Genomic DNA, 25,180 nt, shown 5'->3' on the forward strand with positions numbered 1-25,180 from the left:
CGTGGCGTAATTGCGCATGTGACACGGAAGACAGGCCCGAGAATTGCGGCACAGGGGTGAACGGTGGTTCACTAAAGGAGGGTAAACGCCCGTTCACCGCGCCGCGTGTTGCTGACCGCGTGTCCGTCCCCGGCCCCCACACCCCGCTCCCCGTCGAAAGCAGCAGATGCCCCGTACCGCCGCCGCCCGTCCCCGACGCAACCCAGCGCCGTCGCTCATCACCGCAGTCCTGGCGCTCAGCGGCACGGTGGTGTCACTGATGCAGACGCTCGTGGTGCCGCTGCTTCCGGACTTCCCGCGCATCCTGGGCGTAACTGCCGACGACGCCTCCTGGCTGGTGACCGCTACGTTGCTTTCCAGCGCCGTGGCGACGCCCATCGTGTCCCGCAGCGCGGACATGTACGGCAAGCGAAAAATGATGCTGATCTGCCTGGCCATCATGGTGACCGGCTCTGTCATCGCCGCAGTTGGCGGGTCTTTCCTGTGGCTCATTATCGGACGGGCCCTCCAGGGGTTCTCCTCGGCCCTGATTCCCGTGGGCATCAGCATCATGCGCGACGAACTGCCGAAGGAAAAGATGGGATCGGCGGTGGCACTGATGAGCGCCACCCTGGGCATCGGCAGCGCCATGGGCTTGCCGCTGGCCGGCGTGCTGTACGAAAATCTGGGCTGGGAGTCCATTTTCTGGGTATCCGGCGCGGCCGGCGCCCTGCTGCTTTTGGCAGTCCTGCTCGTGGTTCCCGAATCCAAGGTCCGCACGCCCGGGCGATTCGACTACGCCGGAGCAGTGGTGTTGTCCGCCGCACTGGCGGCCCTCCTGCTGGCCATCTCCAAAGGCGGTTCGTGGGGCTGGGGCTCCGAACCGGTCCTGCTGCTGTTCCTGAGCGCCGGGGTGCTGGTAGCCATGTGGGTCCCCTACGAGCTCAAGGTCAGCCATCCGATGGTTGACCTCCGGACTTCCGCCCGCCGGCCTGTACTGATGACCAACGTGGCCTCCCTGCTCATCGGCTTCGCCATGTTCGCGAACATGCTGCTCACGACGCAGCAGCTTCAACTGCCCACGTCCACCGGCTACGGCTTCCAGCTAAGCGTCATCACGGCGGGGCTGTGCATGGTCCCGTCCGGACTCGCCATGGTGATCTTCGCACCCGTTTCCGGCCGCCTAATCCGTGTTTTTGGTGGAAAGACCACGCTGATTGCCGGTGCTGCGGTCATGATTGCCGGCTATGTGGGCCGTGTCTTCTTCTACGACTCCATCGCGTCGGTCATTATCGGTTCCACGGTGGTCAGCATCGGAACGGCCATCGCCTACGCCGCCATGCCCACCCTGATCATGGGCGTCGTGCCCATCACAGAGACGGCGTCGGCCAACGGACTCAACAGCCTGGTCAGGTCCATCGGAACGTCGACGTCGAGCGCCGCCGTCGCCGCCGTCCTCACCTCCGTGACCATTACGGTGGGCGCCGCCCACCTTCCGTCCTTCGATGCCTTCAAGGACGTCTTCTGGATGGCGGCCCTTGCCTCAGCGGGATCCATCCTTGCCGCGGTCTTCATCCCGCGGCTGGCCGCACCCCGCCCGGCGGCGCCCGTCGGCGCCGTCAGCGAACTCGTGGTCCAGGGACGCGTCCTGGCAGCGGACCACCGCCCCCTCACGCCCGCCGTCGTCACCGTTCTGCAGACCGGCGGCGAGCCGGTGGACTGGAGCCGCGTGGACGCAGAGGGCAACTATTCCGTGGCCCTGCCCGGGGCCGGCAAATACCTCGTAGTGGCCAATGCGGGCGGTTGGGCACCGCTGGCCCAGGTCTTCGACTTCGACGGCCACACCCTCCAGCACAACTTCCTCCTGGGGAAGCGGCTGGAGCTCAGCGGCGCGGTCAGTGTTGGCGGCCGCGCTGTATCCGGCGCCATGGTGACGCTGCTGCAGGCTACCGGCGAGCATATGGAAACCACGCACACCAACAACAGCGGCACGTACGCCTTTCCGTTGCCTCCGGCCGGCCGCTACGTTGTCACCATGCTGCATCCGGTGACCCACCAGGCGCTGGCCGGAAAGCTGGCGGTGGACAACCGTTCCGTCACTCTGGACCTCGCCGCACCCGCTGTGGAATCCGGCGAGCCGGTGCGGGCATGAGCAGCCCCAGCCACGACGCAATCCTGCACTCAGCCCGGCGCCTGTTCGGCGAACGCGGCTACCGCGGTGTGACGGTCCGGGACATCGCCGCCGACGCAGGCATTTCGGCGGCGCTGGTCATGAAGTTGTTCCTCTCCAAGGAAAAACTCTTCGCCGCGGCGCAACCGGACGAATCGCTGCTCACCGACCTGGATGTCCCGACGTCGGAGCTCGGCAGGGCGCTGGTGTTCCGCGTCCTGATGCGACGCGAACGCGGCGTGCAGGAGCCGTGGGCCATGATTCCGTTTGCCATCCAGGACGCCCCGGACCCCGAAACGGCCCGTACCGGAATCCGCGAAGGCTACCTCGCCGCCGTCGCCCGCGTCATCGGGGACACATCACCGGACTGTCGCACGGCCGCAACGGTGATCGCCCTGATGACCGGGTTCGGCGAAACGTTCCGCACGCTGGGGCTGTTTGACCACTGGGAGTTCGACGACCTCGTGGGCCACTTTGGCGCTATCATCCAAGCCCAAATCGACGCCGGCAACCCCTGAAACCCTCTCACTAGTCGTGGGAAATTCCCCAACGCTCTATCACTTAACGCGGCATTTTGGGCGACCCTCTCTCACTCTCTTCAAGAAAGTGAGAGAGGGTCAGTGAAAAACCCACATTAAGTGAGAGAGCGTCCGAGGGTGGGGGCGGGCGGGGGGTTAGCGGAGGACGATGTCCACCGGGTTGGCCTCGGACCGCCATTCGCCCTCCGAGCCGGGGCGGCGCCGGATCACCGGGGCGGTGAGCACGCCGGAGCGGTTGGTGCGCTTGTCTCGGAGGATTTCCGTGACGGAGCCCAGGTGCCTGGACAGGTCAATCACGTTTTCCGGTGCGGCCAGCAGCAGCTGGAACCCGAACTCGTGCAGCGCCTTGATGCCGGCGCCCGCGAACTCCTCGGACGCCAACACGAAGGCCTCGTCCATCATCACCGTGCCGTAGGTGGTGAACCCCTGCTCGGCGATGCCCAGCTGGTAGCTCAGCGCTGCGGCCATGATGAACGCGGTGAAGCGCTGCCGCTCACCGCCGGACATCGAACCCGTATCGGCATGCATGTAGACGTCGGTGCGCTTGCCCGTTGCCCGGTGCTCCTTGCACTGGATAAACAGGTGGCCGCGGACGTCCAGCACTTCGGCGCGCCAGCGCCGGTCCTCGGGCGTGGGCGATCCGAGCCGCTTCACGAGCGTTTCCAAGGTTTTGTAGCGTGCCGTGAGTTCGGCGTCGTCGTCCCCGCCGGCGTCCGCAGCACCGCGGACCGGCCGCGTGTGGCGTGCCTTCAGCGCGTTCTGGATAGCGTCCTTGAACTGCTTCGCCGTGGCGGGGAGCGTCTGCTTGATGTCGAGTTCCAGGAAGCTGCCTTCGTGGAAGTTGACCTCGGACAGGATGCCGTTCAGGGGCAGGATGCGGCTGGTGATGGAACGCCGTTCCTCGTCCAGCAGGTGCAGCAGCGTGCTGAACGATTCGTGCGTGCGCTGGTTGAAGAACTGCCGGAATTCGGTCTCCTGTGCGGGTAGGCCGTCGCTGACGATGGCGTGGTAACGGGCTTCGAACTCACCCGCCGCGCCGATGGAGGTGCCGTGGTCCGCCGAGATCGCGGAGCCCCACTCCCGCACAAAGCCCTCGAAGATCCGGGTCAGCCGCTCGGACGTGGCCTGACCGCGTGTCTCTGCGGTATGCAGCTCCCCCAGCAGTTCGGTGCGGACGCGGTTGGCCAGGTTGTCCAGCTCATGCATCTCGCTGACGTCGCCGAAGTCGGCAAAGTACGGCTCCAGCGCCGTGACCGTAGCGTCCGACGGCGGCGCCTGGGCCGAGCGGGCACGCGCGGCTTCCAGCAGCGAATCGGCGGCGCTCAGCTGGCGGTCCAGTGCCTTGTATTCGCTTTGCAGGACGGCCGCAGCCTCGGTGCTTGCCTGGTGTTTCTGCCGCGCCGTTTCGATGTTGGCGCGCAGCGGTTCCAGGTCCGCCTGCGCCGCAAGGGCGTCCTTGAGCCGCTGTTCGATCCTCGTGAGTTCCTCGGCGGCCACCGCGGCGGACACCTGCTCCCAGGGCCGGTGGTCCTCGGCGATGCGGCGCAGGGCGTCGAGCTGGCGGCTCATGCCCTGATGGGATTCTTCGCGGCTCTGGGCCAGCTCGGCTGCCTTGGCCAGCTCCTGCTGCAGGTCCTCCACCTGGGCGGCCACGAGCTCCAGTTTGGCGGCGTTGTCGAACCCGAGCACGTAGTCCTGGCGGCTGGTGAAGCGGTCGTCCTTTTCCACCGTGTGGCGGTTGCGCTTGACCACCCCGCCCAGGCTCAGGCCCTTGTCCAGCTTCGCCAGCTCGTCAGGGTCCGCCACGCACGGGAACGCGAAATCCAGGGCGATCCGCTCGCGGATCCATTCCCCGGCGTCCGTCACCGCACCGCTGGCGAGGATGTCCAGCTTGGTGAGCAGGTCGCCGTCGCGCACGTCCTCCACGGCGAGGGCGCCGCCCGCGAGCGGCTTGGACACGTCCACGGCGCGCAGGGCGCCGCGAACCTTGTTGCCGTTCAGGTAACGGGTCACCGCGGCAAAATGCTCGCCGGGGACCAGCAGCGTGGTGGCAAGGTTCCGGAGCGCGCGTTCGGCGGCCGGCCGCCACTGCTCCTCGCCCTCGGCGAGGTCCATCAGCTCGCCGCCAAACGGCATCCGCTCTTCGGGCACCCCGGTGGCGGCGGCGATCGCCGCCCGGTTTTCAATGCTCGACGGCGGCAGCAGGGACTTGCGCGTCTTCAGCGAGACGAGCTCCTGCTGGGCAGCCGCCAGCTCGCGCTTCTTTGTGGCGTGGCCGTCGAAGGCCTCAAAGCGGAGTTCCTGCAGGACCTGGGAATCGTCCTTGAGCTCGGCAGCCCTGGCGGCCGCCTGCTCGTGGGCCTGCTCCCAGCCCTCGGCGGACCAGTCAAGCTGCAGGCCGGCGTCGGACAGTGCCCTGCGGGCTGCCTCTTCCACCTGCTCCCGGAGCCGCAGGCCAACCTTGGCGTTCTCCAGGGACTGTTCGATCGCGGAGATCGCGTTGCCGCCCTGGTTGTTGTAGTCGGTTTCGAGCTCACGCAGTTCCTTGGCGAGCCCGTCACGGACCGAACGCTCGGCGCCGAGTTCCTTGGCTTTGGCCTGCGCCAGATCCTTGAAGCGGGCCAGGGTTTGCTGGTGCACGGTGATCGCGAGCTGCAGCTTGTAGGCCTCGAACTCCTCGCCTGCCAGCTCACGGAGCCGGTTGGCGTCCAGCAGCGACTGCGCATAATCCTTGTTCAAGCCGGGCACGGGGGCCAGCTGGTCCCGCTGCTGCCGCACATCCTCGAGCCGCTGCCGGATGGACATCAGGTTGCTGAATTCCTCCACCACGGCATCCGCCGCGGAGAGGGTTGCCGGGGCGTCCAGGACCTGGTCGCGGAAGAAGGTGTTGACGCTGCCGCCCAGGCCCTTGCCGGCCTGGATCACGCGGAGCAGCGGCAGGGCCTGGTCCGAGCTGATGCCCAGCAGCCGGCGGAAACGCTCCGCGAAAGCCTTGTGCACATCGAAGATCTGGGCGTCCGGGAAGACCGATTCCAGCGCGGCCTTGGTGAAGCGCTTGTCCGCGATGTCCTCAATGGCCGGCAGGTCCAGGGGCTTGTTGTCGATCAGGTAGAAACGTCCAACACTGGACTCCGTCCCGTTCTTGGGCACATCGAACAGTGCCGACACGGTGACGCGGGTGCCCGCGGCGTTGTCGAACGTCAGTGCGACGGCGGACCACGTGGCGCCCGGGCGCTGGAACGCACTGGCCGAGCCCTCGCCCACAGCCTTGTCGCCCACCTTGCCGCGCATGTAGGTGAAGGTGGTCCTCTTGTCCTCCACAGCCCCGCCGGCACGCTGTGCGGCGGCTTCATTGGAACGCGGCCGGGCGTCAAACACCCGCAGCATGGCATCAAACAGTGTGGACTTGCCCACCCCTGAGTTGCCCGTCAGCAGGGTTCCGTTGCGGTCCACGTGCATCGTGTGCGCGCCGTGGAACGTGCCCCAGTTGACCACCTGCACCAAAGCAAGCCGCATCTGGCCGGGGTTGGTGAGCTCACCCATGGGGAGCATGGTTGCGACGCTCACTTGTCCTCCTCGGTTTCGGCAGTTTCAGGCTCCGCGTCGTGGTCCAGTTCCAGCAGGGGTTCTGTGCCGGCGGGGTCGGTGGTGGCTGCTACGAGGGCTTCAATTTGGGCCGGAATGTCGCCGATGTTTTCGAACGGGAGCGCCAGGGGCAGGGCATTGGAGATGGCGTAGACGTCCTCCAGGCCGGTGGTGAGGAGCAGCTGGCGGGCCAGGAGCTTGGTGATGGCCCTGTTGACCACGTCCGAATCACGCAGGGCGTCCTGTTGGCCGGCCGGCTGATAGTGGGCCACGAGGTCCGCGAGCTCCTCGCGCGTGATGGTGGGATCGGTCTGGGCCGTGACGTGGCGGTCCAGCAGCAGGCGCAGGCGGAGCAGCACGATAGTCTCCACCCGGCTGAGCGCCCTCTGCTGGCGCAGGATGCTGGAACGTGTGCTGCCTCCGATGGCCTCAGGGTCCACCGGGCGCAGGACGGCGATCTTGCGTTCGTGGTCGAGCTGCAAGGTCAGGAAGAGCTCGGACAGGCGGCTGCGCAGGATCAGCTGGTTGTCCAGCAGGGTGGTCCACAGTTTCTCGTCCCGCCCGCCGTCCACATACGGGCCTTTCAGCAGCTTCACCAGGGCCTGGCGCACCTTCATGGAGAGCACGCCGGTATCGCCTGGGAAGAGCGCCGCGCCATCCACAAAGGTGTCCCGGGGCGTAACCCCCGCAATGGTCCGCTCAGCGCCCGAGCTCGTGACGTTTGTAACTTCAGTCATCATGAATCCTTCTTGAGGGTGACCACCGGCAGGTACGCCGTGCGGGTGGTGCCGTCGATTTGTTCGAAGTCCAGGCCGTCCCAGGTTTCGCGGTCGAAGGCCGCGCCTTCCTGGAGGGCGTGCGAGAGGAGCGCGCGGATGGAGTTGATGTGCTGCTCGTCGGCGGGCAGCTGCGCCCAGGCCTCTGCCAGGGTGGCGGCACCCGCGACGGCGGCACGGATGGCGTCGGGACGCGCCTTGCCTGTCCTCGGCGAGCGCACGCGGTCCGAGTCGCTGAAGGCGATGGGGTCCGCGAGCTTGGGCGGGACGGCGAATTCGTCCGGGTCATAGAGCTTGACCATGGCGAGGGATTCGAAGCCGGCATTGAACAGCACCGGGCCGCGGACAAGGCCCGCCCGTTCCCGCTCATACGGCAAGGACCTGATGGCCTGCTCGGCCTCGCGCAGCACCTTCCGGAGCCGGACGGACTGGCGGAAGTCGTCGCTCTGGACGTAGGTGTTAAGGCTTTCGCTGAGCTTGCCGTAGATGCGCTGGATCTGGCCGTGCTGGTGGCGGAGCTCGGCCACCAGGTTCTTCAGTGTCTCGCGGTCCTCCGGCGAGAGGTCATCGGCGAACTGCCTGCTCAGGACCTCGCCGATCGCCGAGCGGAACCTCATTTGCTGCTGCGGGTCGTCCAGGAACGCGGTGAAGGAACGGAAGGTCCTGCCCTCGGGACTCTGCCGGAGCCGTTTATCCGCCTCCAGCACCTGGGCCATGGTGGCGCCCTTGCTCAGCGACTCCTCGATGATCTGGTTGCGCAGCTCGCCCACCAGTTCTTCAATACGGTCGCGCATCTTTTTGTAGTCGGCGGGCAGGCTCGCGGCGAGGTCCAGGATGTTGCCGGCGGCCTCCACGGCTTCGTCGTCATCGAGCGGCCCGTCAAAGTCGCCGGTGCTGATGTCCTGGATCAGCTGCTGCCGCTCCCCGATCTCTTCCTCGAGGGACTCCAGCCGGGCGCTTTGGTCCGGGTTGGTTTCGTTGGCGAGCTTTTCCACGTCGCCGAGCAGGGTTCCCAGCCGGGATCCGTTCAGCGTGGACCGCTCGCTGGAGAGGCTGTCAAGAAAGGCCAGCACACGGGCGGCAGGCTCGGTGACTTCGTAGACGATCTGCCCCGACTGGTTGCGGCGGGTCAGGAAGTTCTTGCGGGTCCATTCGTCCGCATAGTTCCTGCCGGTGGACGTCCCGGCGGCCGCCCCGCCCGGCTCCTGGCGCCGCAACTGCTCAAGGAAGGAGTCGACGTCGGCGTGGAACTCCTCGAGCGGAAGCTGCGGCCGCGTGCGGGTGAAGGATGCCTGCAGCACGGCGATGACCCAGGGAGCGGAGCGCGTGAGTGCCCAGGCAGGGCCTTTGGTGAGGAGTTCGAGGTCCCGGAGCCGGGCACTGATCGCGTCAGCGGAGGACCTGGCGGAGCGGGGCACGCACTCTCCTTCAGCTGTTTTGGGGATGGTTGGGCAGGAAAACTGCCAACTACAAGGTTAACGCAGAGCCCTTGCAACCAACGCGGGGTCACATAACGCCCGTTCCAAGCAAAATCGGGCGTTAGCGTGACCCCGCGTTGGGTGGGGTCGTGCAGGCTTTCCGCGACCGCCCCGTGACCTACCTCCGGGTAGCATTGCGATCCCGTATCAACCCGCCGGTCGGGGCGGCCCGCGTCTGGCTGGGACACCGGGCAGCCCCTACGCTCAGTCCTACTGACTCAACCGTGGCAATGGCGCAGGGGGAACAATGCAGTTCGACTTAAGTTCAGTGGAGATCTACACCATGGTGTTTATCGGAACCATCATGTTCGCGCTGGCCCTGGTGGCCTTCGTCCTGACCGCAGGGTTCCTTGCCCTGGTCTTGGTGGGCGTGGGCAAGCTGGCCTGGTACCTCGCGTCAACGTCGCTGCTCGCGGTGGTCCACGGCATCAACCAGGGCTGGGACCGGTTGGTGCGTCAAGCCGCCAACGTGGAGATGCCCGGGGACTTCCAAGGGCAGCCCTCCCCTAGCACCGGAAGCTACCCGCGGGTAATGTTGGGAGACAGCTAAAGGGTTCTCCAGCCCGGCGGATCCATGGCTAGAACCGGCCATCCGGCGAAGGAGATACCCCATGAGCTCCGCCACTGACAGTCCCGCCACCAAAGCTGCCCCCGATGCGCCTCCCATCGACGCCCCGGACGCTGACGTCCCGGTGGACGCGGGCAACATCGGTCCTGAAGCCACCGCCGCGGACGCCAGGGCACTGGCCGAAGCCTCCCGCGAGATCGGCTGGGACCGGCCCAGCTTTGCGAAGGGGCTGTACCTGGGAAGTTTTGATCTCAACCTCATTCACCCCTGGCCGAAGGCGCAGGCTGAAGATGTGGATCGCGGCGAAGCATTCATGGAGCGACTCACGGAGTACGCCCGCACCATGTCCGGGCGCGTGATCGAGCGGGACGCGAAAATCCCCGACGAATACATCAGCGGTTTGGCGGACCTTGGCGCCTTTGGCATGAAGATACCCCAGGAGTATGGCGGACTCGGCCTGTCACTGGTCTACTACGGCAGGGCGCTTGCGCTGCTGGGCAGTGTCCATCCGAGCATCGGCGCCCTGATCTCGGCACACCAGTCCATCGGCGTGCCGGAGCCCGTAAAGGTCTTTGGTACCGCTGAGCAGAAGAAGGAATACCTGCCGCGCTGCGCCGCCGGGGCCATTACCGCTTTCCTGCTGACGGAACCAGATGTTGGCAGCGATCCCGCGCGGATGGGCAGCACCGCCGTTCCCACGGACGACGGCGGCTCTTACATTCTGGACGGCGTAAAACTTTGGACCACCAACGGGGTGATCGCCGAACTGGTGGTGGTGATGGCCCTGGTGCCGGCACACACCGATGCGGACGGCACTGCCCACAAGGGCGGCATCAGCGCTTTCGTGGTGGAGATGGACTCCCCCGGCATCACCGTGGAGAACCGCAACTGCTTTATGGGATTGCGCGGCATCGAAAATGGCGTAACCCGCTTCCACCAGGTGCGGGTGCCTGCGGCGAACAGGCTGGGACGTGAGGGGCAGGGCCTGAAGATCGCGCTCACCACGCTGAACACGGGCCGGCTGTCGCTGCCCGCACTGTGTGTAGCGTCCGGCCGCTGGAGCCTGAAAATTGCGCGGGAATGGTCCAATGCCCGCACCCAATGGGGCCAGCCGGTGGGCAAACACGAGGCGGTGGGCAAGAAGATCGCCTTCATCGCCGCCTCCGCCTTCGCCCTTGACGCCGTCTTTGAGTTGTCCGCGGAACTTGCCGACGCCGGGCAGAAGGACGTCCGGATCGAGGCGGCCCTCGCCAAGCTGTGGTCCACGGAGATCAGCTGCCGGATCGCCGATGAGCTGGTCCAGATCCGCGGGGGCCGTGGCTTTGAGACAGCAGAATCGCTGGCGGCCCGCGGGGAACGCGCGGTTCCGGCCGAACAGCAGCTGCGCGACCTTCGGATCAACCGCATCTTCGAGGGTTCCTCGGAGATCATGAAGCTCCTCATTGCCCGCGAGGCCGTGGACGCGCACCTTGCCGCTGCCGGCGACCTCGCCTCCATGGACGCGAGCCTGCAGGACAAAGCGAGGGCCGCCGTCGGGGCTTCAGGCTTTTACGCGAAGTGGCTGCCCAAACTCGTGGCCGGCGCCGGGATGGACCCCCGCTCCTACAGCGACTTCGGCCGGCTGGCCAAGCACCTGCGCTTTGTGGAACGGACGTCACGGCGGCTGGCCCGGCAAACGTTCTACGGCATGGGCCGCTGGCAGGCGAAGCTGGAATACAAGCAGGCGTTCCTTGGCCGCGTGGTGGACATCGGCGCCGAACTCTTCGCCATGGCTGCCTGCTGCTCACGGGCCGAGATGCTTCTTCACACCGCCCCGGAGCATGCCGCGGGCGCCTACGAACTGGCAGAGGCGTTCTGCGAGCAGTCGCGTGTCCGCATTGACGAGTACTTTGACCAGCTGTGGCGCAACACCGACGACGCCGATCACGCGCTCACCGGAAAGGTCCTGGCCGGGGATTACACCTGGTTGGAGGCCGGCGTGCTGGACCAGTCAGAGGGCACGGGGCCGTGGATCGCGGACGCCTCGCCCGGCGCGTCTACCAAGGAAAACCTGCACCGGAACTACCGCTAGCAGATAGTAAGTACCCTTGTTATCCCCGCTGACCAGTGGTTGAGTTGACTCATGAGCAACGAAATGGAACCAGGGGACGGACTTCCGCGGCGCACCCGGAAGGAAAGTCTGCGCAGTGAAACTGCTCGTGATGCAACCTTCGCGGGCGGTGAGCCAACGCGCGCTTTGGATCAGCCGCAGCCTTACGCTGAACGGTCGAACGCTGAGGCTGCTTACGCGGCGGAGCCGTCTTACCCGGCCGAACCTTCTGTCGCGGAACCTTACACGGCAGAACCGGCAGGGGCTGCTCCAGTGGCAGATCCTCGCCTCACCGACCGGCAGACCGCCGTCGCCCGGGAAAAGGAACAGTTCGGCGGCGTCAAAGTGGGTTCCGCCTTCTTTGGCTGGCTGGCGGCCACCGGCATGGCCGTCCTGCTGACGGCCTTCGTTGCCGCCGCGGGCACCGCGGTGGGGTTGGCGAACAACACGGACGTGAACGAGGCCGTCAACCAGATGGCCACCAACGGCACGGTGGGCGTGGTGGGCATCATCGTCCTGCTGGTGATCCTGTTTGTCTCCTACTACTCAGGCGGCTATGTGGCCGGCCGGATGGCGCGGTTCAACGGCGCCAAGCAGGGGATGATGGTGTGGGTCTGGGCCCTGATCGCGGCAGTGGTTGTGGCGCTGCTCGGCCTTATCGCAGGGCAGCAGTTCAATGTCCTGGCCACCCTCAACAGCTTCCCGCGGATCCCCATCAACGAAGGCGAACTGACAGTCACCAGCATCATCGCCGCCGTCGTGGTTGCCCTGGTTGCGCTTGTGGGTGCCGTGCTCGGCGGCCTGGCCGGCATGCACTTCCACCGCAAGGTGGACCGGGCCGGCTTCACGCCGGACGACACCTACAGCGACAGCTAAGCAAGCACGGCGTCCACGTAGTACCAGCGCCGGTTTTCCCGGACAAAGCGGCTGGTTTCGTGGTGGACTCCGCGTTCGCCGTCGTGCCGGAAATACGCTTTGAACTCCACGATGCCTTCGGTGTCCAGCGGCCCGCCCCGGTGCGTGGAGACGATGTCCAGGCGGCGCCATTCCACGGCAGGATCCAGTTCCAGATCCGCCGGCCCGGTGCTCGGATGCCATGTCTTTCGAAGGTATTCGGCGTTGAGCAGCACAAACGCGGTGTAGCGCGAACGCATCAGCTGCTCGGCCGTGGCGGCGTCGGCTCCGCCGTTGTGGAAGCGCCCGCAGCATTCGCTGTACACCTCGCCCGACAGGCAGGCGCACTTGTCGGCAATGCCCGTGTTCCCGCGCAAATGCTGCTCCTCTGACAATGGATTTCGCCGCGTCCCGCCGGCCTGACGGTCCTTATCGACTATAAGCGGCAGACAAGGGTGGCACGCGCGTTGCCATATCCGGTAACAGCTTCGAAACAACCTCGGCTGCACCCCCGCAACCGGGGGCACGTCCGAAAAATAGTCCGTAAGGTAGTGAAGGGGCTTGGTGCCCGTGGTGAGGGTGCCGGCACGGGCTCCGCCGCTGGCTGATTGGAGTGATGACGTGGGAGATTCAACAACGATCGCTCTCAACCTGACGTTTTTCGGCACGCTGGGACTCGCCGGCCTGATGTTCCTGGGCCTGTTCCTGCTGGTGATCCTGACCCTGGTGCTCGCCGGCGTCGGGCGGTTCCTGGTACTGACCGTGCAGGCGCTGTTTGGGCGGCTCCCCAAGAACGAAACCCTCCCCCTGGTCCGCCTCTCCGGCGAGACCGGACATCCGGCAGATGCCCCTGAGGCAACGTCCGACGACGCTGCTGACGCTCCCTCCCCCGCCGAGCCACCCCGCGCCCGGGTGCTTCGCGGTGTACTGCTTGCTCCCCGAGACTGGCGCAAGGCTCTCCACAACGGCCGGGACTTCCTGAAACCATCCGAGCTCGCGCCGCGGCTCCAGGACGCCGTGGAGCGTCACCCGCTGCTCACCGCAGCGCGGCGCGAGCCGCCGGTGCTGGCCGGGGACTGGGCCGCCGCCGTCGCAGACGCCGATGCCCGGGCCATGGCACGGGCACGGGCCGCCGCCCCCGAGGTCAAGGTGACGGTCCGCGAACTCCCTGCGCCGTCCGTGCCCGCAGCCAAGGTGGAAGCGGTGGCCCCGCTGGTGGAGTCTGCGCTGCACAAGGACATTCCCGTACGCGAAGACATCCCTGGCCCCGGGAACGGCGGCCCCATGAACACCGGATCCAACAACAACGGGCCCAACAACAACGGGCCCAACAACAGCGGGCCCGACGACACCGCATCCAATGACACCGGGCCCAAAGATGCAGGCCAGGCGGTTCCCGGCCCCGGGGCTGCCCGCTCGTTTACGAAGCCACCGGCCCGGGCGCCGCTGTCCCCGCTGGACACCGGCTCCCTCATGTCCGTGACCGGCCACGCGAAGGCCCTCCGCGCCAAGCTGCCTGCCAACAACGGCTGAGCTTCCCGCCGGCAGCCGAGAGCCTGCAACCCGCCGGCATGTTCACAAATCGTCACGGCACCGGGCTGCGTTACGTCCCGCTACGAAAAGCGAAGTACTAAGGCACAAATCGTTTCCGCTCCGTCGAATTTGTGTAGCGTCGTGACGATCCACAGCAATCCGCGTGGGGAAACGACCGTGAGGAGCCGGGGATGAGCCTCAGCGAACTTCGGGTGTTCGGCCGGTCCGGCACACCCATCAGCCCGCTCACCTTGGGCACCATGAACTTCGGCGAAGGCCCGGGCGGCGCTTCGGACAGCGCCCGCACAGGCGCCCCCACCGGCGCGGACGAAAGCATTCGCATCATCCAGTCCGCCCTGGATGCGGGCATCACCGCAGTGGACACCGCCGACGTTTACTCCCAGGGCGAGTCGGAACAAGTAGTTGGCCGGGCGCTCCGCGGCCGCCGCGACGACGTCTTCCTCGCCACAAAATTCCACGGGCAGATGAGCCCCAACCCCGCCCACTACGGCAACTCCCGGCGCTGGATCATGCAGGCCGTGGAGGGCAGCCTGCGCAGGCTCCAGACGGACCGGATCGACCTGTACCAGGCCCACCGGCCGGACTACAACACAGACGTCCTGGAGACCATCACCGCCCTGAACGACCTCATCCGGCAGGGCAAGATCCTCTACTACGGCACCTCGGTCTTCACGCCCGCGCAGCTCGTGGAGGCGCAGTGGCTGGCCACCACCAACCACCTGATCCCGCCCGTGGCCAACCAGGTGCCCTATTCCATGCTGGTCCGCGGCAATGAACGCGACGTCCTCCCCATCGCCCAGCAGTACGGCCTCGGCGTGCTCGCCTACGGTCCGCTGGCCGGTGGCTGGCTGTCCGGCGATTTTGTCCTGGACGCCGGCAAGCCCCCAACCCGGGTGCATTCCCTCCCGGGCCGGTACGACATCTCCGGGCCCTCCAGCGAACGCAAGCTCCTGGCGGCGGACTCGCTGGCCAGGCTGGCGGACAAGCTGGAGATCTCGCTCGTGGAGCTTTCCGTTGGCTTCGCGCTGAACCACCCTGCAGTGAGCAGCGTGATCGTCGGCCCCCGCACTGAAGCCCACCTTCAGGCCTACCTTAAGGCGGCGGACACCCTGCTCAGCGAACCGGTGCTGGACGCCATCGATGAGCTGGTGCAGCCCGGGACCAACTTCGCGGAGCGCGACGCCGGCGCCGTCGTCCCGTCCCTGGAGTACGCGGAACTCCGCCGCCGCTGACCGGCGGAACCGGGCGCAACGCCGTCGTGCGATGCTGCGCGTTAAACCGCACCATTAACCGGGCAGGCACTTACCCTGAGCAACCAACTCCGTTAGCGTGGAAACCATGGAATTCAGATACCTCGGAAATAGCGGCTTCAAAGTCTCGGAAATCACGTTCGGCAACTGGCTGACCCACGGCTCCCAGGTGGAGAACGACGTCGCCACCCAGTGCGTCCGGGCGGCGCTCGACGCCGGCATCAGCACCTTTGACACGGCCGATGTCTACGCCAACACTGCCGCGGAAACCGTCCTCGGCGAGGCGCTGAAGGGCGAGCGCCGCGAATCGCTGGAGATCTTCACCAAAGTCTTCGGCCCCACCGGCCCCAAGGGAAAGAACGATCTGGGCCTGTCCCGCAAACACATCATGGAGTCAATCAACGGCTCCCTGAGCAGGTTGCAGACTGACTATGTGGACCTCTACCAGGCCCACCGCTACGACTTTGAAACGCCGCTGGAAGAGACCATGCAGGCGTTCGCGGACATCGTCCGGCAGGGCAAAGCGCTGTACATCGGCGTCAGCGAGTGGACGGCGGAGCAGCTCCGCGAAGGCCATGCGCTGTCCAAGGAACTGGGCTTCCAGCTGATCTCCAACCAGCCGCAGTACTCGATGCTGTGGCGGGTCATCGAAGCTGAGGTTGTGCCGGCGTCGGAGGAACTGGGCGTCTCGCAGATCGTCTGGTCTCCCATGGCACAGGGCGTGCTAAGCGGCAAGTACCTGCCCGGCCAGCCTGCGCCCGAGGGCAGCCGCGCCACGGATGACAAGGGCGGAGCCAAGATGATCGAGCGCTGGATGCGCGACGACGTCCTCACCGGCGTCCAGGCCCTCAAGCCCATCGCGGAGGAGGCCGGGCTTTCAATGCCGCAGCTTGCAGTGGCCTGGGTCCTGCAGAACCCGAACGTCGCTTCGGCGATCGTGGGTGCGTCCCGCCCGGAACAGATCGCCGACAGCGTGGCCGCAGCAGGGGTGACCCTCGAACCCGACGTGCTGAAGAAGATCGACGACGCCATCGGCTCGCTCGCGGAGCGCGATCCGGCGATGACCAAGTCGCCCGCTAGCCGCGAAGCGTAAGGAACGCTCTTGACTTCCCTTCCAGCGCTGGCCGATCTCGCCGTCACCGGCTCCACCGGAGGCTTGGGCGGAATGGTGGCCCGGCAGCTTGCCGAGGCCGGCACCGCCCAGCGACTGCTGGTCCGCGACGCCGCCCGCGCACCGGAACTTGAGGGCGCGGTCCCGCTGGTGTTCAGCTACGCGGATGCTGATTTGTCCGCCAAGGCGTTGGAGGGGGTCAAAGTCCTTTTCATGGTGTCCGCGGCCGAGGCCGAGGACAGGCTGCAGCAGCACTACAGCTTCATTGACGCCGCTGCTGCAGCCGGGGTTCAGCACGTTGTCTACACATCGTTCTACGGTGCGGCGCCGGATTCTGTGTTCACGTTGGGCCGCGACCACTACGCCACCGAGGCGCGGATCAGGGCCTCGGGGATGGACTTCACGTTCCTGCGCGACAACTTCTACCTGGACTTCCTGCCGCTCCTGACGGGCGAAGACGGGGTGATCCGCGGACCGGCCGGCAACGGCGTGGTCTCCGCGGTGGCGCGCGAGGACATCGCCCGTTGCGCTGTGGCGGTGCTGAGGGACCCTGCGCTCCACGTGGGCGCTACCTATAACCTCACCGGGCCGGAAGAGATTACCCTGGCCCGGGCGGCAGAGGTGCTCACCGCCGAAACCGGGCGGAGCATTACCTATCACCCGGAAACAGTGGAAGAGGCATACACCTCCCGGGCGTCCTACGGGGCACCGCCATGGCAGGTGGACGCCTGGGTGAGCACCTACTCGGCGATCGCCGCAGGTGAACTGGCCGGGCTCTCCACGGACGTGCATGGACTGACCGGCCGGGACCCGTTGAGCCTGGCGGAATTCCTGGCGCAACCGGTCCTGTAGGCCTCTCCCAGTGGTAACCCGCCGGAGTTTTTGTCCAGATATTGGCCTTAAACCGCACCAAAAGCCGCATTATCTGGACAAAAACTCCACGCGGGGCTACAGCAGGCGTGCAGCGGTCAGCAGCCTTCGAAGTCCGTGAGGACCTTGACCTTGTCCGCCGAGGCCGAAGCGGGGTCAAAGGTGTAGCCGATCCATTCCTTGGCCAGCCGGCTGGCGAGCTCCATTCCTACCACCCGCTGCCCCATGGTGAGCACCTGGCAGTCGTTGGACAGGATTGAGCGCTCCACGGAGAAGGAGTCGTGGGCCGTGGTGGCGCGGATTCCGTCAACCTTGTTGGCCGCGATGGCCACCCCGATCCCCGTGCCGCAGAACAGAATGGCCCGGTCGGCCTTGCCGTCGCGGATGAGCTCGCCGGCGGCGATGCCAACGTAGGGGTAGGGCCTGACGAAGTCCTCCGGGGCGTCGCTCCGGTTGACCCCGATGTCGATGATTTCGCTGATCCGGGGATCGGCCTGCAGATCGGCCAGGATGCGGTTCTTGTAGTCGACGCCGGCTTCATCGGCGCCCAGGACCAGGCGCAGCCCCGGGATTTCGGGTGTGGCGGTCATGAGAGTGCTCCTTGCGATTGGCTGGCGGTGGCAGGGGCTGCCTGCTCGGGCGCGGCAAGGAAGGAGCCCATCACGGTGAAAATCATCGCCAGGGAGGTGGCACCGGGATCCGGTGTGCCCACGCTCTTTTCGGCAAGCGGACGGGCGCGTCCCTTCAGGGGCCGCAGCGACGCCGTGGCTTCGGCCGCCGTCGTAGCTTCAAGCGCCGAGGCTTCCCATGCCTGGCGCGGTTCTGCACCGCTGGCAGCCAGGCGGGTAAAGGTTTCGGTGAAAGGCACCAAGGCATCCACCATGGTCTTATCGCCGGGTGCGGCTTCGCCAAGCCCAATGATCCGGCCCGAAAACGCGCGCACGCCGGCGGCCAGTTCCTCGGCGGCAGGGCTGCGCTGATCGCCCAGCGATTCCCCGAACGCACGCAAGCCAGCGCCCCACAGGACGCCGGAGGTGCCCCCGGCCTTGTCCGCCCAAGCATCGCCGGCGGCGGTCAGGACAGAACCTGCCCCGGCGCCCCGCTCCGCCGCGACTGCGGCAGCAGCGGTTGCGGCGTCGATCCCGCGGACCATGCCGCGGCCGTGGTCGCCGTCCCCGGCAATGGCGTCCAAGTCCCCCAGCCGGGTTTCGGCGGTGTGCAGGCAGTCACGCGCGGCAGCCAATGCCGCCAAACAGGCGGCGGCGTACTCGCGCGAATCCTCGGTGGCCTCAAAAGCGGCAGGTGCGGCGTCGTCGTCGGACATTTCCTCGCCGGATGCGTCACCCGACTGGACTGCGGCGTTTCCGCGGCGGTAGGCGGGCGTTTCGGCCGGCGCCAACCACAGCGACTCCAGTTCTTCGTCCAGCCAGGTGATGGTGAGGGAGACTCCGGACATGTCCAGGCTGGTGACCAGTTCGCCCACCTCGGGCATCACCAGGGTGTAGCCGGCGTCCCGGAGCAGCGGTGCCACGGTCAGCCAGAGGACAAAGAGCTCCTCGTGCTTGGTGGACCCCAGGCCGTTGAGGATGACCGCCAGTCGGTCGCCGGCACCTTCAGGCGTTTCCGCCAGCAGCCGGGAGACGAACTCCTGGCCGAGTTCCTTGGCGGACGGCAGATCGGTGTCAAACAGGCCGGGTTCGCCGTGGATTCCCAGTCCGAGCCCCATCTGCTTGTCCTTGAGCGCGAACAGCGGGGCATCCGCGCCGGGGAACGTGCAGCCGTGGAAGGCACTGCCGATGGTCCGCGTCAGGCTGTTGGCCTTCCGGCCCAGACGGACGACGTCGGCCAGGTCCGCGCCTGCTTCGGCCGCGGCGCCCATGATCTTGAAGACCGTGAAGTCACCGGCAATGCCGCGCCGTTTCTCGGATTCCGACGGCGGTGCGCTGGCAATGTCGTCCGTGACCAGGACGTTCTCCACCTGAACCCCCTCGGCAGCGAGGCGTTCGCTGGCCATGCCGAAGTTCATCACGTCACCGGCGTAGTTGCCGTAGGTGAAGACCACCCCGGCGCCCGAATCAGCGGCCTTGGCCACGGCGTACGCCTGCTGTGCGGAGGGCGAGGTGAAGATGTTGCCCACCACGGCGCCGTCGGCAAGTCCGATGCCGATCAGGCCGGCGAACGCCGGGTAGTGCCCGGACCCCCCGCCAGCGAGGACCGCCACTTTGGGTTTGGCCGGACGCTGGCGCCGCACGGCGCCGCCGTGGACCTGGCGGACCAGCCCGGAGTGGACGTCGCAGAATCCGGCAAGGGCTTCTTCCGCGAACTCGGAGGGATCGTTGCAAATCTTGGTCATGGTGGGCTCTCTAACGTGCCTGGTCTTGGGGTGGGGCGCTGCTAGTGGATGTGGCTTCCGCCGTTGATGTCGATGGTGGTGCCGGTCAGGTATGCGGATTCCTCGGAGGACAGGAAGGTGACGACGGCGGCGACCTCTTCGGTGGTGGCGTTGCGGCCCAGCGGGATGCCGGCGTTGATGGCGGCTTCCTGCTCTTCGGTGCTGCCCACGCGGATGTTGGTATCCACGGCGCCGGGCGTGATGGCGTTGACTGTGACTCCTGCAGTGCCCAGTTCGCGGGCCAGGGCCTTGGTGAAGCCGAGGATCGCGGCCTTCGCGGCGGAGTAGGGCACCTTGCCGAACACGCCGCCGCCGCGCTGGGCGGACACGGAGGACATGTTCACGATCCGGCCCCAGCCGTTTTCGATCATCTCCGGCAGGAATGCCTTGGTCACCAGGTAGGTGCCGGTGGCGTTGACGTCCATCACCTTGTGCCAGAGCTCAAGCGTGGTTTCCAGGAACGGGACCGGGGACGTGATGCCGGCGATGTTGGCCAGGGCGCCGACCGGGGGCAGGACGCCTGCGTCGATTTCCTTCTTGACGGCTGCGTAGGCTGCGGAGACGGAGCCTTCGTTGGCGACGTCGATCTCGTGGCCGAAGGCCGGCACGTTGAACTCGTTGCCGATGTCGGCGGCGACCTTCGCGGACTTCTCGCCGTCGAGGTCCAGGATCACCACACCCCAGCCCTGGCTGGCGTAGCGGCGGGCGGTGGTGATGCCGATGCCCCGGTCCGAGGTGGCTCCGGTGAGGACGGCGGTGCGCTGAATCGTGGTGGTCATGATGCTCCTTGGATTATTTGGGTGGTGGTTCAGAAGTGCTGGTTCAGATGAGGTCGGTGATGAAGCTTGCCGCTTTCGCTGCGGCGGCGGGGCGTTCGTCGTGCGTGACGTCCCGGGTTTCGAGTTCAAGCGAGAAGTGGCCGGTGTAGCCGCTCGCTGCGAGCGCCGGGAGGCCGGAGGCGAAGTCCGCCTGGCCGTTGCCGATGCTGAGGTTAATGTTGCCCGGCACGGCATCGCGGAGATGGACGTGGGAGATGCGGCCCTGATTGCGTTCGAGGTACTCCAGCGGATCTTCACCGGCGGCGACGATGTGGCTGAAGTCCATCACAATGCCGACGCCGGTACCTGCCAGCCGCTGCGCCAGCAGTTCCGCGCGTTCCAGGTTCCAGCAAAACCGGAGGAAGTGCAGGGATTCGGTCCAGAGCTCGACGCCGAACTCCGCGGCGCGCTGTGCTGCGTGGGTGAGCTGGGCGGCGATTTCGTCGAGGTCCTCGTCGAGGCTTCTGACGGGTTCGTGGCTGAGCGCCCCGCACGGGAGGACCAGCGCCTTCGCGCCGGTGTTGGCGGTGAGGGTGAGCAGCGCCTCCAGATGCCGTTCGCGGGCTTGGCGGGCACCGTCGTCGAGTACTGCGTTCAGGTCGCCGATATCCCCGTTGACGGAGCGGACCCGCAGGCCGGAAGCAGCAACCTCCGCGGTCACCGCGGTAACAGCAGCTGCATCCAGGTTGTACGGCACGTGGTCGCACACTCCCGGGAGGGCGCCGAGATCGATTTCCTCGAAGCCAAGGCCGCTGATGGTCCGCAGGGCGGCCTGCAGGTCCTGATGCCTGAAGCTGATGGACGAGCAGCCGAGTCGGGAGTTGAACATCGTCGTTGATCCTCTGGATAAGCGGGTGGTGATGTGAATCACTGTAGGCCATTTTATTGTTGACAGTCAACCTCCAACATTGACTGTTGACATTGAGGCATGATGCGGGTCACACTTGGGGCATATCATTTGTTAACAGTCGACAGCGACGATGCGGAAGCGTTGCTCGCTCTTCGAAAGGGATTCAGCTATGAGCAACGAAGCTCTGAAAATGCGCGGCCACGTGCATGGCACGAAGGACGCCAGGCGCGTCGCTATTGGTTCCGGTGTTGGCGCCGTCATCGAGACCTACGACTTCATCGGGTTCGGCACCGCCGCGGCCCTGTACTTCGGCACGGCATTCTTCCCCACCGGCGATCCGGTGACGGGCACGCTCGCAGCGTTCGCCACGCTGGGTGTCGGTTTCGCTGCCCGCCCCATCGGCGGCATCATCGGCGGGCACCTCGGCGACAAGGTGGGCCGCAAGCCCGTCCTGGTCGCCTCCCTGATCCTCATGGGGGTGGCAACGTTCCTCATCGGCCTCCTGCCCACCTACGGGCAGGTTGGCCTGCTGGCCCCCGCACTGCTGGTCTTCGTCCGGATTATCCAGGGCCTGGCTTTCGGCGCTGAATGGGGCGGCGCCATCCTGATGAGCTACGAGCACGCGCCGTGGAAATCCAAGGGCAAGTACACCGGCATCGTGCAGGCCGGCTTCCCCGTGGGCCTGCTGCTCGCCAACCTGGTGTTCCTGGTGAGCGTGAACTTCGGCGGCGAACTCGCGTGGCGCATCCCCTTCCTGGCCAGCATTGTGCTCGTGGTTGTCGGCTTGATCATCCGGTCCAAGGTGCCCGAGTCCCCCGTCTTTGACGAGGTCAAGGACAGCGGCGCCATCGTGAAGTCCCCGATCGTCGAGGTCATCAAGACTGACTGGCGCAATATCGTCAAGGGCATCGGCCTCCGCATAGCCGAAACAGCCGGCTACGCCGTCTCGGTCACCTACATGATTTCCTACCTGAACAGCCAGCACCTTGCCGACAAGACCCAGACGCTCGTCGCTCTGTGCATCGCCTCCGCAATTGGCATCTTCGCCACCCAGGCCTGGGCCCGGCTGACAGACCGGATCGGCCGCCGCCCGCTCTACATCTGGTCCACAGCCTTCGCTGTGCTGTTCGCGATCCCCATGTTCCTGCTGGTGAACACCGGGCTGTTCATCTTCGTCATCGCCACCCTGGTGATCTCCTACGCCGTCTGCCAGAACTCCCTCGCCGGCGCCCAGGGCGCCTGGTTCCCGGAGCTTTTCCAGGCCAAGACCCGCTCTTCCGGTGCCAGCCTGGCCTACCAGATCTCGGCGATGGTCTCCGGCTTCACACCCTTCATCACCACCCTGCTGTTCGTTAGCTTCGGCTGGATTGGCCCGGCGCTGCTCTTCGGCCTGTACGCAGCCATCGGCCTGTGGGCCGCCCTCGCCACCCGGGAAACCTGGGGCAAGCGCGAACGCGAACTGGCCGATGAGGCCACCAAAAGCACACCCCAGTCCGTGAGCGCCTGATGACTGCCACCCACGAACTGCACACGCACGAACTCCCGCAGAAGGAACGAATGACCCAGGAAACTGCCTCCGACCGCCTCGACCGCGTCAGCGCTGCCGCGTACCGGATCCGCCACCACGCCCTGAACATGGGCGAGGTCCAGGGCCAGGGTTACGTTGGCCAGGCCCTCGGCGCCGCGGACATGCTGGCCACCGTGTACTCGGACCAGCTCCGCTACCGCGCCGAGGATCCGGAGTGGGAGGCGCGGGACCGGTTCCTGCTCTCCACCGGCCATTACGCGATCGGGCACTACGCCGCCCTCGCCGAGGCCGGCATCGTACCCGTGTCCGAACTTGAAACGTATGGCTCGGACGATTCCCGCCTGCCGATGTCCGGGATGTCCACCTACACGCCCGGCATGGAAATCTCCGGCGGTTCGCTGGGCCACGGCCTGAGCATCGCCGTGGGCATGGCGCTGGGCCTGCGCTACCAGAACTCCACGGCGAGGATCTACAACTTCCTCTCCGACGGCGAGCTGGACGAGGGCTCCACCTGGGAAGCGGCCATGGGCGCCCACCACCACCAGCTCGGCAACCTCACCGCCATGGTGGACATCAACGCCCTGCAGGCGGACGGGAAAACCGACACCGTGCTCCGCACCGAGCCCGTCACCGAAAAGTGGGAATCCTTCGGCTGGTACACCCAGCGGGTGGACGGAAACGACGTCGGTGCGCTGCTCGCAGCGTTCGACAACGCAGCCAACCAGGCCGCCGCCGTCGGACGCCCCTCGGTGATCCTGTGCGATACGAAAGTGGGCCGCGGCGTCCCGCTCCTGGAGGAACGCGAAAAGGCGCACTTCATGCGCATCGAAGAACACGAATGGCAGACCTGCCGCGAGCAACTCAGCGCAGGATTTGAAGCCGCTGAAGGAGACACCAAGTGAGCACCACCGCCGTCACCAAGCCCAAGCTGAAGACCTCGGCGATGATCGCCTCCTTCGCCGAACCAGGTCAGAAGACGGCGTCCGCGCCGTTCGGCCACGCCCTGGTCAAGGCCGCTCAGGAGAACGACAAGATCGTGGGCCTCACCGCGGACCTGGGCAAATACACGGACATGCACATCTTCGCCCAGGCCTTCCCGGAGCGGTTCTTCCAGATGGGCATGGCCGAACAGCTGCTCTTCGGCGCCGCCGCCGGCCTGGCCGAAACCGGTCTGGTCCCGTTCGCATCCACCTACTCCGTGTTCGCGGCCCGCCGCGCCTACGACTTCCTGTGCCTGGACGCCGCCGAGCCGAACCTGAACGTGAACATCGTGGGCGGGCTCCCCGGCCTGACTACGGGATACGGGCCCAGCCACCAGGCCACCGAGGACATGGCGATCTTCCGCGGCATGCCCAACCTGACCATCGTGGACCCCTGCGACTCCATCGACATCGAGCAGGCCGTCCCACAACTCGCGGCTTCGGAGGGGCCCACCTACCTGCGCCTGCTGCGCGGCAACGTGCCCACCGTCCTGGACGAATACGACTACACGTTCGAACTCGGCAAAGCCAAGGTGTTGCGCGGCGGCAACGACGTTGTGTTCATCTCGTCCGGCCTGATGACCATGCGGGCCCTGGACGCAGCCAAGGCCCTGGCGGCACACAACGTTGACGTGGCCGTCGTCCACACCCCCACTATCAAACCGTTCGACGCCGCCACCGTCCTCGCCGAACTCAACACCGACCGGCTCGCATTCACCCTCGAAAACCACAGCGTGATCGGCGGCCTGTTCGAAACAGTAGCTGCCGCCGTGGTCACCGCAGGCGTGGGCAAACGCGTAGTGCCCATCGCCCTGCCGGACCAGTTCCTCGACGCCGGAGCGCTCCCCACCCTCCACGACCGCTACGGACTCAGCATCCAAAAGATCGTGGCGAAGGTACTCGCTGAACTTAAGTAGGAACAATCCGATCAGAAGCGCGGCGCCGAACCCACCCCGGCGCCGCGCTTCTGTCGTAGCATCAACAGTTAACAGATCGACTGTAAACAGTCGACCACTGACATTGAGGAAGTAACACGATGGCCGGAGCAACAGCACCCCTGCTGGGACTGCAGAAGAAGAGCCTCCGCGAGCAGGCCCTTGCCGCATTGCGAGCCGCGATCACCAGCGGTGAGCTGGAACCGGGCCGGCACCTGGTGGAAACCGAACTGTCGGAGATGCTCCAGATCAGCCGCGGCACCCTTCGCGAAGCCCTGCGCCAGCTCGAACAGGAGGGGCTGCTCTCCGCCGGACCCCGCGGCCGGCTCTCCGTCCGGCACCTGGACGCCAAGGAAATCCGGGACATCTACTCGGTCCGGGCCGCTCTGGAGTCCCTGGCCGCCCGCACCCTCTGTGAACTCCCCGACCGCCAGCACGCCATCCGCTCGCTGAAGACCGCCATCGAAGCCATGGCCGCGGCGGAAAAGGCCAGCATGCAGGACCGGGTTGAGTCGGACCTGGAGTTCCACCGGACCCTGTGCCGGCTCACCGGCAACGAAACCCTGCTGCATTCCTGGGAATCACTGGAGGGATCCATCCGGATGTCCATCATGTTCGCGGGCCAGGACAAGGGCGTGATGAACATGAGCGTGGACCGGCATTACGACATCGTCGCGGCCATCGAGACGGGTGATGCCTCGCTGGCACGGAACACCATCCGGGAGCACATGGACACCGCGGCCGCGAACCTCGTGGCGTAGGGCGCCCAACTCAGTACCCTTCATTCTTAACGGTTTCTTAAAGCCCCGGGGGC

21 protein-coding genes are annotated in these 25,180 nt (G+C 66.3%); 13 read left to right on the plus strand and 8 right to left on the minus strand.

What is annotated here, in order from left to right; translation table 11 throughout:
* Positions 1–166 precede the first annotated feature (166 nt).
* Together AC1MCD_RS18985 and AC1MCD_RS18990 are read left to right on the plus strand one after the other, a co-directional pair.
* A complete protein-coding gene (locus tag AC1MCD_RS18985; RefSeq protein WP_498674244.1) occupies positions 167–2,131 on the plus strand; it encodes an MFS transporter in 1,965 nt (654 codons plus the stop codon).
* A complete protein-coding gene (locus AC1MCD_RS18990; RefSeq protein ID WP_498674246.1) occupies positions 2,128–2,667 on the plus strand; it encodes a TetR/AcrR family transcriptional regulator in 540 nt (179 codons plus the stop codon). Before AC1MCD_RS18985 ends, AC1MCD_RS18990 begins: the two co-directional genes overlap by 4 nt.
* 156 nt (positions 2,668–2,823) lie before the next feature.
* Here the strand turns inward: AC1MCD_RS18990 and AC1MCD_RS18995 are convergent, their stop codons facing one another.
* From AC1MCD_RS18995 to AC1MCD_RS19005, 3 genes are read right to left on the minus strand one after another with little or no spacing between them, the layout of a single operon-like run.
* Positions 2,824–6,255, minus strand: coding sequence for an ATP-binding protein (locus tag AC1MCD_RS18995; protein ID WP_498674249.1), 3,432 nt, complete (start codon positions 6,253–6,255; stop codon positions 2,824–2,826).
* The gene (locus AC1MCD_RS19000) at positions 6,252–7,013 is read right to left on the minus strand and encodes a DUF4194 domain-containing protein (RefSeq protein WP_498674251.1); all 762 of its coding nucleotides are present in this window, start codon (positions 7,011–7,013) and stop codon (positions 6,252–6,254) included. The genes AC1MCD_RS18995 and AC1MCD_RS19000 overlap by 4 nt, the downstream gene beginning before the upstream one ends.
* Positions 7,010–8,467 carry a DUF3375 family protein gene (locus AC1MCD_RS19005; RefSeq protein ID WP_498674254.1) on the minus strand — a complete coding sequence of 486 codons (1,458 nt, stop codon included), beginning with the start codon at positions 8,465–8,467 and terminating at the stop codon, positions 7,010–7,012. The genes AC1MCD_RS19000 and AC1MCD_RS19005 overlap by 4 nt, the downstream gene beginning before the upstream one ends.
* A 307-nt stretch (positions 8,468–8,774) precedes the next feature.
* Between AC1MCD_RS19005 and AC1MCD_RS19010 the strand changes: the two genes are divergently transcribed.
* From AC1MCD_RS19010 to AC1MCD_RS19020, 3 genes are all read left to right on the plus strand, one after another.
* The gene (locus AC1MCD_RS19010; RefSeq protein ID WP_498674256.1) at positions 8,775–9,077 is read left to right on the plus strand and encodes a hypothetical protein; all 303 of its coding nucleotides are present in this window, start codon (positions 8,775–8,777) and stop codon (positions 9,075–9,077) included.
* Between the two features lie 61 nt (positions 9,078–9,138).
* Positions 9,139–11,166, plus strand: a complete 2,028-nt coding sequence (locus AC1MCD_RS19015; protein ID WP_498674258.1) for an acyl-CoA dehydrogenase family protein — start codon at positions 9,139–9,141, stop codon at positions 11,164–11,166.
* Between the two features lie 51 nt (positions 11,167–11,217).
* A complete protein-coding gene (locus tag AC1MCD_RS19020) occupies positions 11,218–12,060 on the plus strand; it encodes a TIGR04086 family membrane protein (RefSeq protein ID WP_498674260.1) in 843 nt (280 codons plus the stop codon).
* Here AC1MCD_RS19020 and AC1MCD_RS19025 read toward each other — a convergent pair.
* Entirely contained in the window at positions 12,057–12,455 is a 399-nt protein-coding gene (locus AC1MCD_RS19025) for a YchJ family protein (RefSeq protein ID WP_498674261.1), read from the minus strand. The genes AC1MCD_RS19020 and AC1MCD_RS19025 overlap by 4 nt on opposite strands.
* Positions 12,456–12,699: 244 nt before the next feature.
* Between AC1MCD_RS19025 and AC1MCD_RS19030 the strand changes: the two genes are divergently transcribed.
* The 4 genes from AC1MCD_RS19030 (at position 12,700) to AC1MCD_RS19045 (ending at position 16,845) form a co-directional block, all read left to right on the plus strand.
* Positions 12,700–13,611, plus strand: coding sequence for a hypothetical protein (locus AC1MCD_RS19030; RefSeq protein ID WP_498674263.1), 912 nt, complete (start codon positions 12,700–12,702; stop codon positions 13,609–13,611).
* Between the two features lie 191 nt (positions 13,612–13,802).
* On the plus strand, positions 13,803–14,864 hold the full coding sequence (locus AC1MCD_RS19035; protein WP_498674265.1) for an aldo/keto reductase: 1,062 nt from the start codon (positions 13,803–13,805) through the stop codon (positions 14,862–14,864).
* A gap of 106 nt (positions 14,865–14,970) precedes the next feature.
* On the plus strand, positions 14,971–15,975 hold the full coding sequence (locus AC1MCD_RS19040; RefSeq protein WP_498674267.1) for an aldo/keto reductase family protein: 1,005 nt from the start codon (positions 14,971–14,973) through the stop codon (positions 15,973–15,975).
* Positions 15,976–16,047: 72 nt separating this feature from the next.
* Positions 16,048–16,845 (plus strand): SDR family oxidoreductase, encoded by a 798-nt coding sequence (locus AC1MCD_RS19045; RefSeq protein WP_498678428.1) that lies wholly within the window; start codon positions 16,048–16,050, stop codon positions 16,843–16,845.
* A 116-nt stretch (positions 16,846–16,961) separates the two neighbouring features.
* Here the strand turns inward: AC1MCD_RS19045 and AC1MCD_RS19050 are convergent, their stop codons facing one another.
* The 4 genes from AC1MCD_RS19050 to AC1MCD_RS19065 are packed head-to-tail and all read right to left on the minus strand — an operon-like array spanning position 16,962 to position 20,902.
* The gene (locus tag AC1MCD_RS19050; protein WP_498674269.1) at positions 16,962–17,453 is read right to left on the minus strand and encodes an RpiB/LacA/LacB family sugar-phosphate isomerase; all 492 of its coding nucleotides are present in this window, start codon (positions 17,451–17,453) and stop codon (positions 16,962–16,964) included.
* On the minus strand, positions 17,450–19,216 hold the full coding sequence (locus AC1MCD_RS19055) for a dihydroxyacetone kinase family protein (RefSeq protein WP_498674271.1): 1,767 nt from the start codon (positions 19,214–19,216) through the stop codon (positions 17,450–17,452). The genes AC1MCD_RS19050 and AC1MCD_RS19055 overlap by 4 nt, the downstream gene beginning before the upstream one ends.
* A 41-nt stretch (positions 19,217–19,257) precedes the next feature.
* Entirely contained in the window at positions 19,258–20,034 is a 777-nt protein-coding gene (locus tag AC1MCD_RS19060; RefSeq protein ID WP_498674273.1) for an SDR family NAD(P)-dependent oxidoreductase, read from the minus strand.
* 43 nt (positions 20,035–20,077) lie between these two features.
* Positions 20,078–20,902 (minus strand): sugar phosphate isomerase/epimerase family protein, encoded by an 825-nt coding sequence (locus tag AC1MCD_RS19065; RefSeq protein WP_498674274.1) that lies wholly within the window; start codon positions 20,900–20,902, stop codon positions 20,078–20,080.
* A gap of 190 nt (positions 20,903–21,092) precedes the next feature.
* On the opposite strand from AC1MCD_RS19065, the gene AC1MCD_RS19070 reads away from it, so the two are divergent.
* The 4 genes from AC1MCD_RS19070 to AC1MCD_RS19085 all read left to right on the plus strand — a co-directional run bounded on the left by AC1MCD_RS19070 (position 21,093) and on the right by AC1MCD_RS19085 (position 25,127).
* Positions 21,093–22,430 (plus strand): MFS transporter, encoded by a 1,338-nt coding sequence (locus AC1MCD_RS19070; protein WP_498674276.1) that lies wholly within the window; start codon positions 21,093–21,095, stop codon positions 22,428–22,430.
* A 50-nt stretch (positions 22,431–22,480) separates the two neighbouring features.
* Complete coding sequence (locus AC1MCD_RS19075) at positions 22,481–23,353, plus strand: transketolase (protein ID WP_498678429.1); 873 nt, start codon at positions 22,481–22,483, stop codon at positions 23,351–23,353.
* A gap of 41 nt (positions 23,354–23,394) precedes the next feature.
* Positions 23,395–24,348, plus strand: a complete 954-nt coding sequence (locus tag AC1MCD_RS19080) for a transketolase family protein (RefSeq protein ID WP_498678431.1) — start codon at positions 23,395–23,397, stop codon at positions 24,346–24,348.
* A 119-nt stretch (positions 24,349–24,467) separates the two neighbouring features.
* The gene (locus AC1MCD_RS19085; RefSeq protein ID WP_498674277.1) at positions 24,468–25,127 is read left to right on the plus strand and encodes a GntR family transcriptional regulator; all 660 of its coding nucleotides are present in this window, start codon (positions 24,468–24,470) and stop codon (positions 25,125–25,127) included.
* Positions 25,128–25,180: the final 53 nt, after the last annotated feature.

The organism is Arthrobacter sp. BF1 (assembly GCF_056680215.1).

Excerpts from the sequence above, each read along its gene's own strand:
- AC1MCD_RS18985 (WP_498674244.1), top strand. The coding sequence starts at position 167 with ATGCCCCGTACCGCCGCCGCCCGTCCCCGACGCAACCCAGCGCCGTCG.
- AC1MCD_RS18990 (WP_498674246.1), top strand. The coding sequence starts at position 2,128 with ATGAGCAGCCCCAGCCACGACGCAATCCTGCACTCAGCCCGGCGCCTG.
- AC1MCD_RS19000 (WP_498674251.1), bottom strand. The coding sequence starts at position 7,013 with ATGATGACTGAAGTTACAAACGTCACGAGCTCGGGCGCTGAGCGGACC.
- AC1MCD_RS19010 (WP_498674256.1), top strand. The coding sequence starts at position 8,775 with ATGCAGTTCGACTTAAGTTCAGTGGAGATCTACACCATGGTGTTTATC.
- AC1MCD_RS19015 (WP_498674258.1), top strand. The coding sequence starts at position 9,139 with ATGAGCTCCGCCACTGACAGTCCCGCCACCAAAGCTGCCCCCGATGCG.
- AC1MCD_RS19020 (WP_498674260.1), top strand. The coding sequence starts at position 11,218 with ATGAGCAACGAAATGGAACCAGGGGACGGACTTCCGCGGCGCACCCGG.
- AC1MCD_RS19035 (WP_498674265.1), top strand. The coding sequence starts at position 13,803 with ATGAGCCTCAGCGAACTTCGGGTGTTCGGCCGGTCCGGCACACCCATC.
- AC1MCD_RS19040 (WP_498674267.1), top strand. The coding sequence starts at position 14,971 with ATGGAATTCAGATACCTCGGAAATAGCGGCTTCAAAGTCTCGGAAATC.
- AC1MCD_RS19045 (WP_498678428.1), top strand. The coding sequence starts at position 16,048 with ATGGTGGCCCGGCAGCTTGCCGAGGCCGGCACCGCCCAGCGACTGCTG.
- AC1MCD_RS19050 (WP_498674269.1), bottom strand. The coding sequence starts at position 17,453 with ATGACCGCCACACCCGAAATCCCGGGGCTGCGCCTGGTCCTGGGCGCC.
- AC1MCD_RS19055 (WP_498674271.1), bottom strand. The coding sequence starts at position 19,216 with ATGACCAAGATTTGCAACGATCCCTCCGAGTTCGCGGAAGAAGCCCTT.
- AC1MCD_RS19060 (WP_498674273.1), bottom strand. The coding sequence starts at position 20,034 with ATGACCACCACGATTCAGCGCACCGCCGTCCTCACCGGAGCCACCTCG.
- AC1MCD_RS19065 (WP_498674274.1), bottom strand. The coding sequence starts at position 20,902 with ATGTTCAACTCCCGACTCGGCTGCTCGTCCATCAGCTTCAGGCATCAG.
- AC1MCD_RS19070 (WP_498674276.1), top strand. The coding sequence starts at position 21,093 with ATGAGCAACGAAGCTCTGAAAATGCGCGGCCACGTGCATGGCACGAAG.
- AC1MCD_RS19075 (WP_498678429.1), top strand. The coding sequence starts at position 22,481 with ATGACCCAGGAAACTGCCTCCGACCGCCTCGACCGCGTCAGCGCTGCC.
- AC1MCD_RS19080 (WP_498678431.1), top strand. The coding sequence starts at position 23,395 with ATGATCGCCTCCTTCGCCGAACCAGGTCAGAAGACGGCGTCCGCGCCG.
- AC1MCD_RS19085 (WP_498674277.1), top strand. The coding sequence starts at position 24,468 with ATGGCCGGAGCAACAGCACCCCTGCTGGGACTGCAGAAGAAGAGCCTC.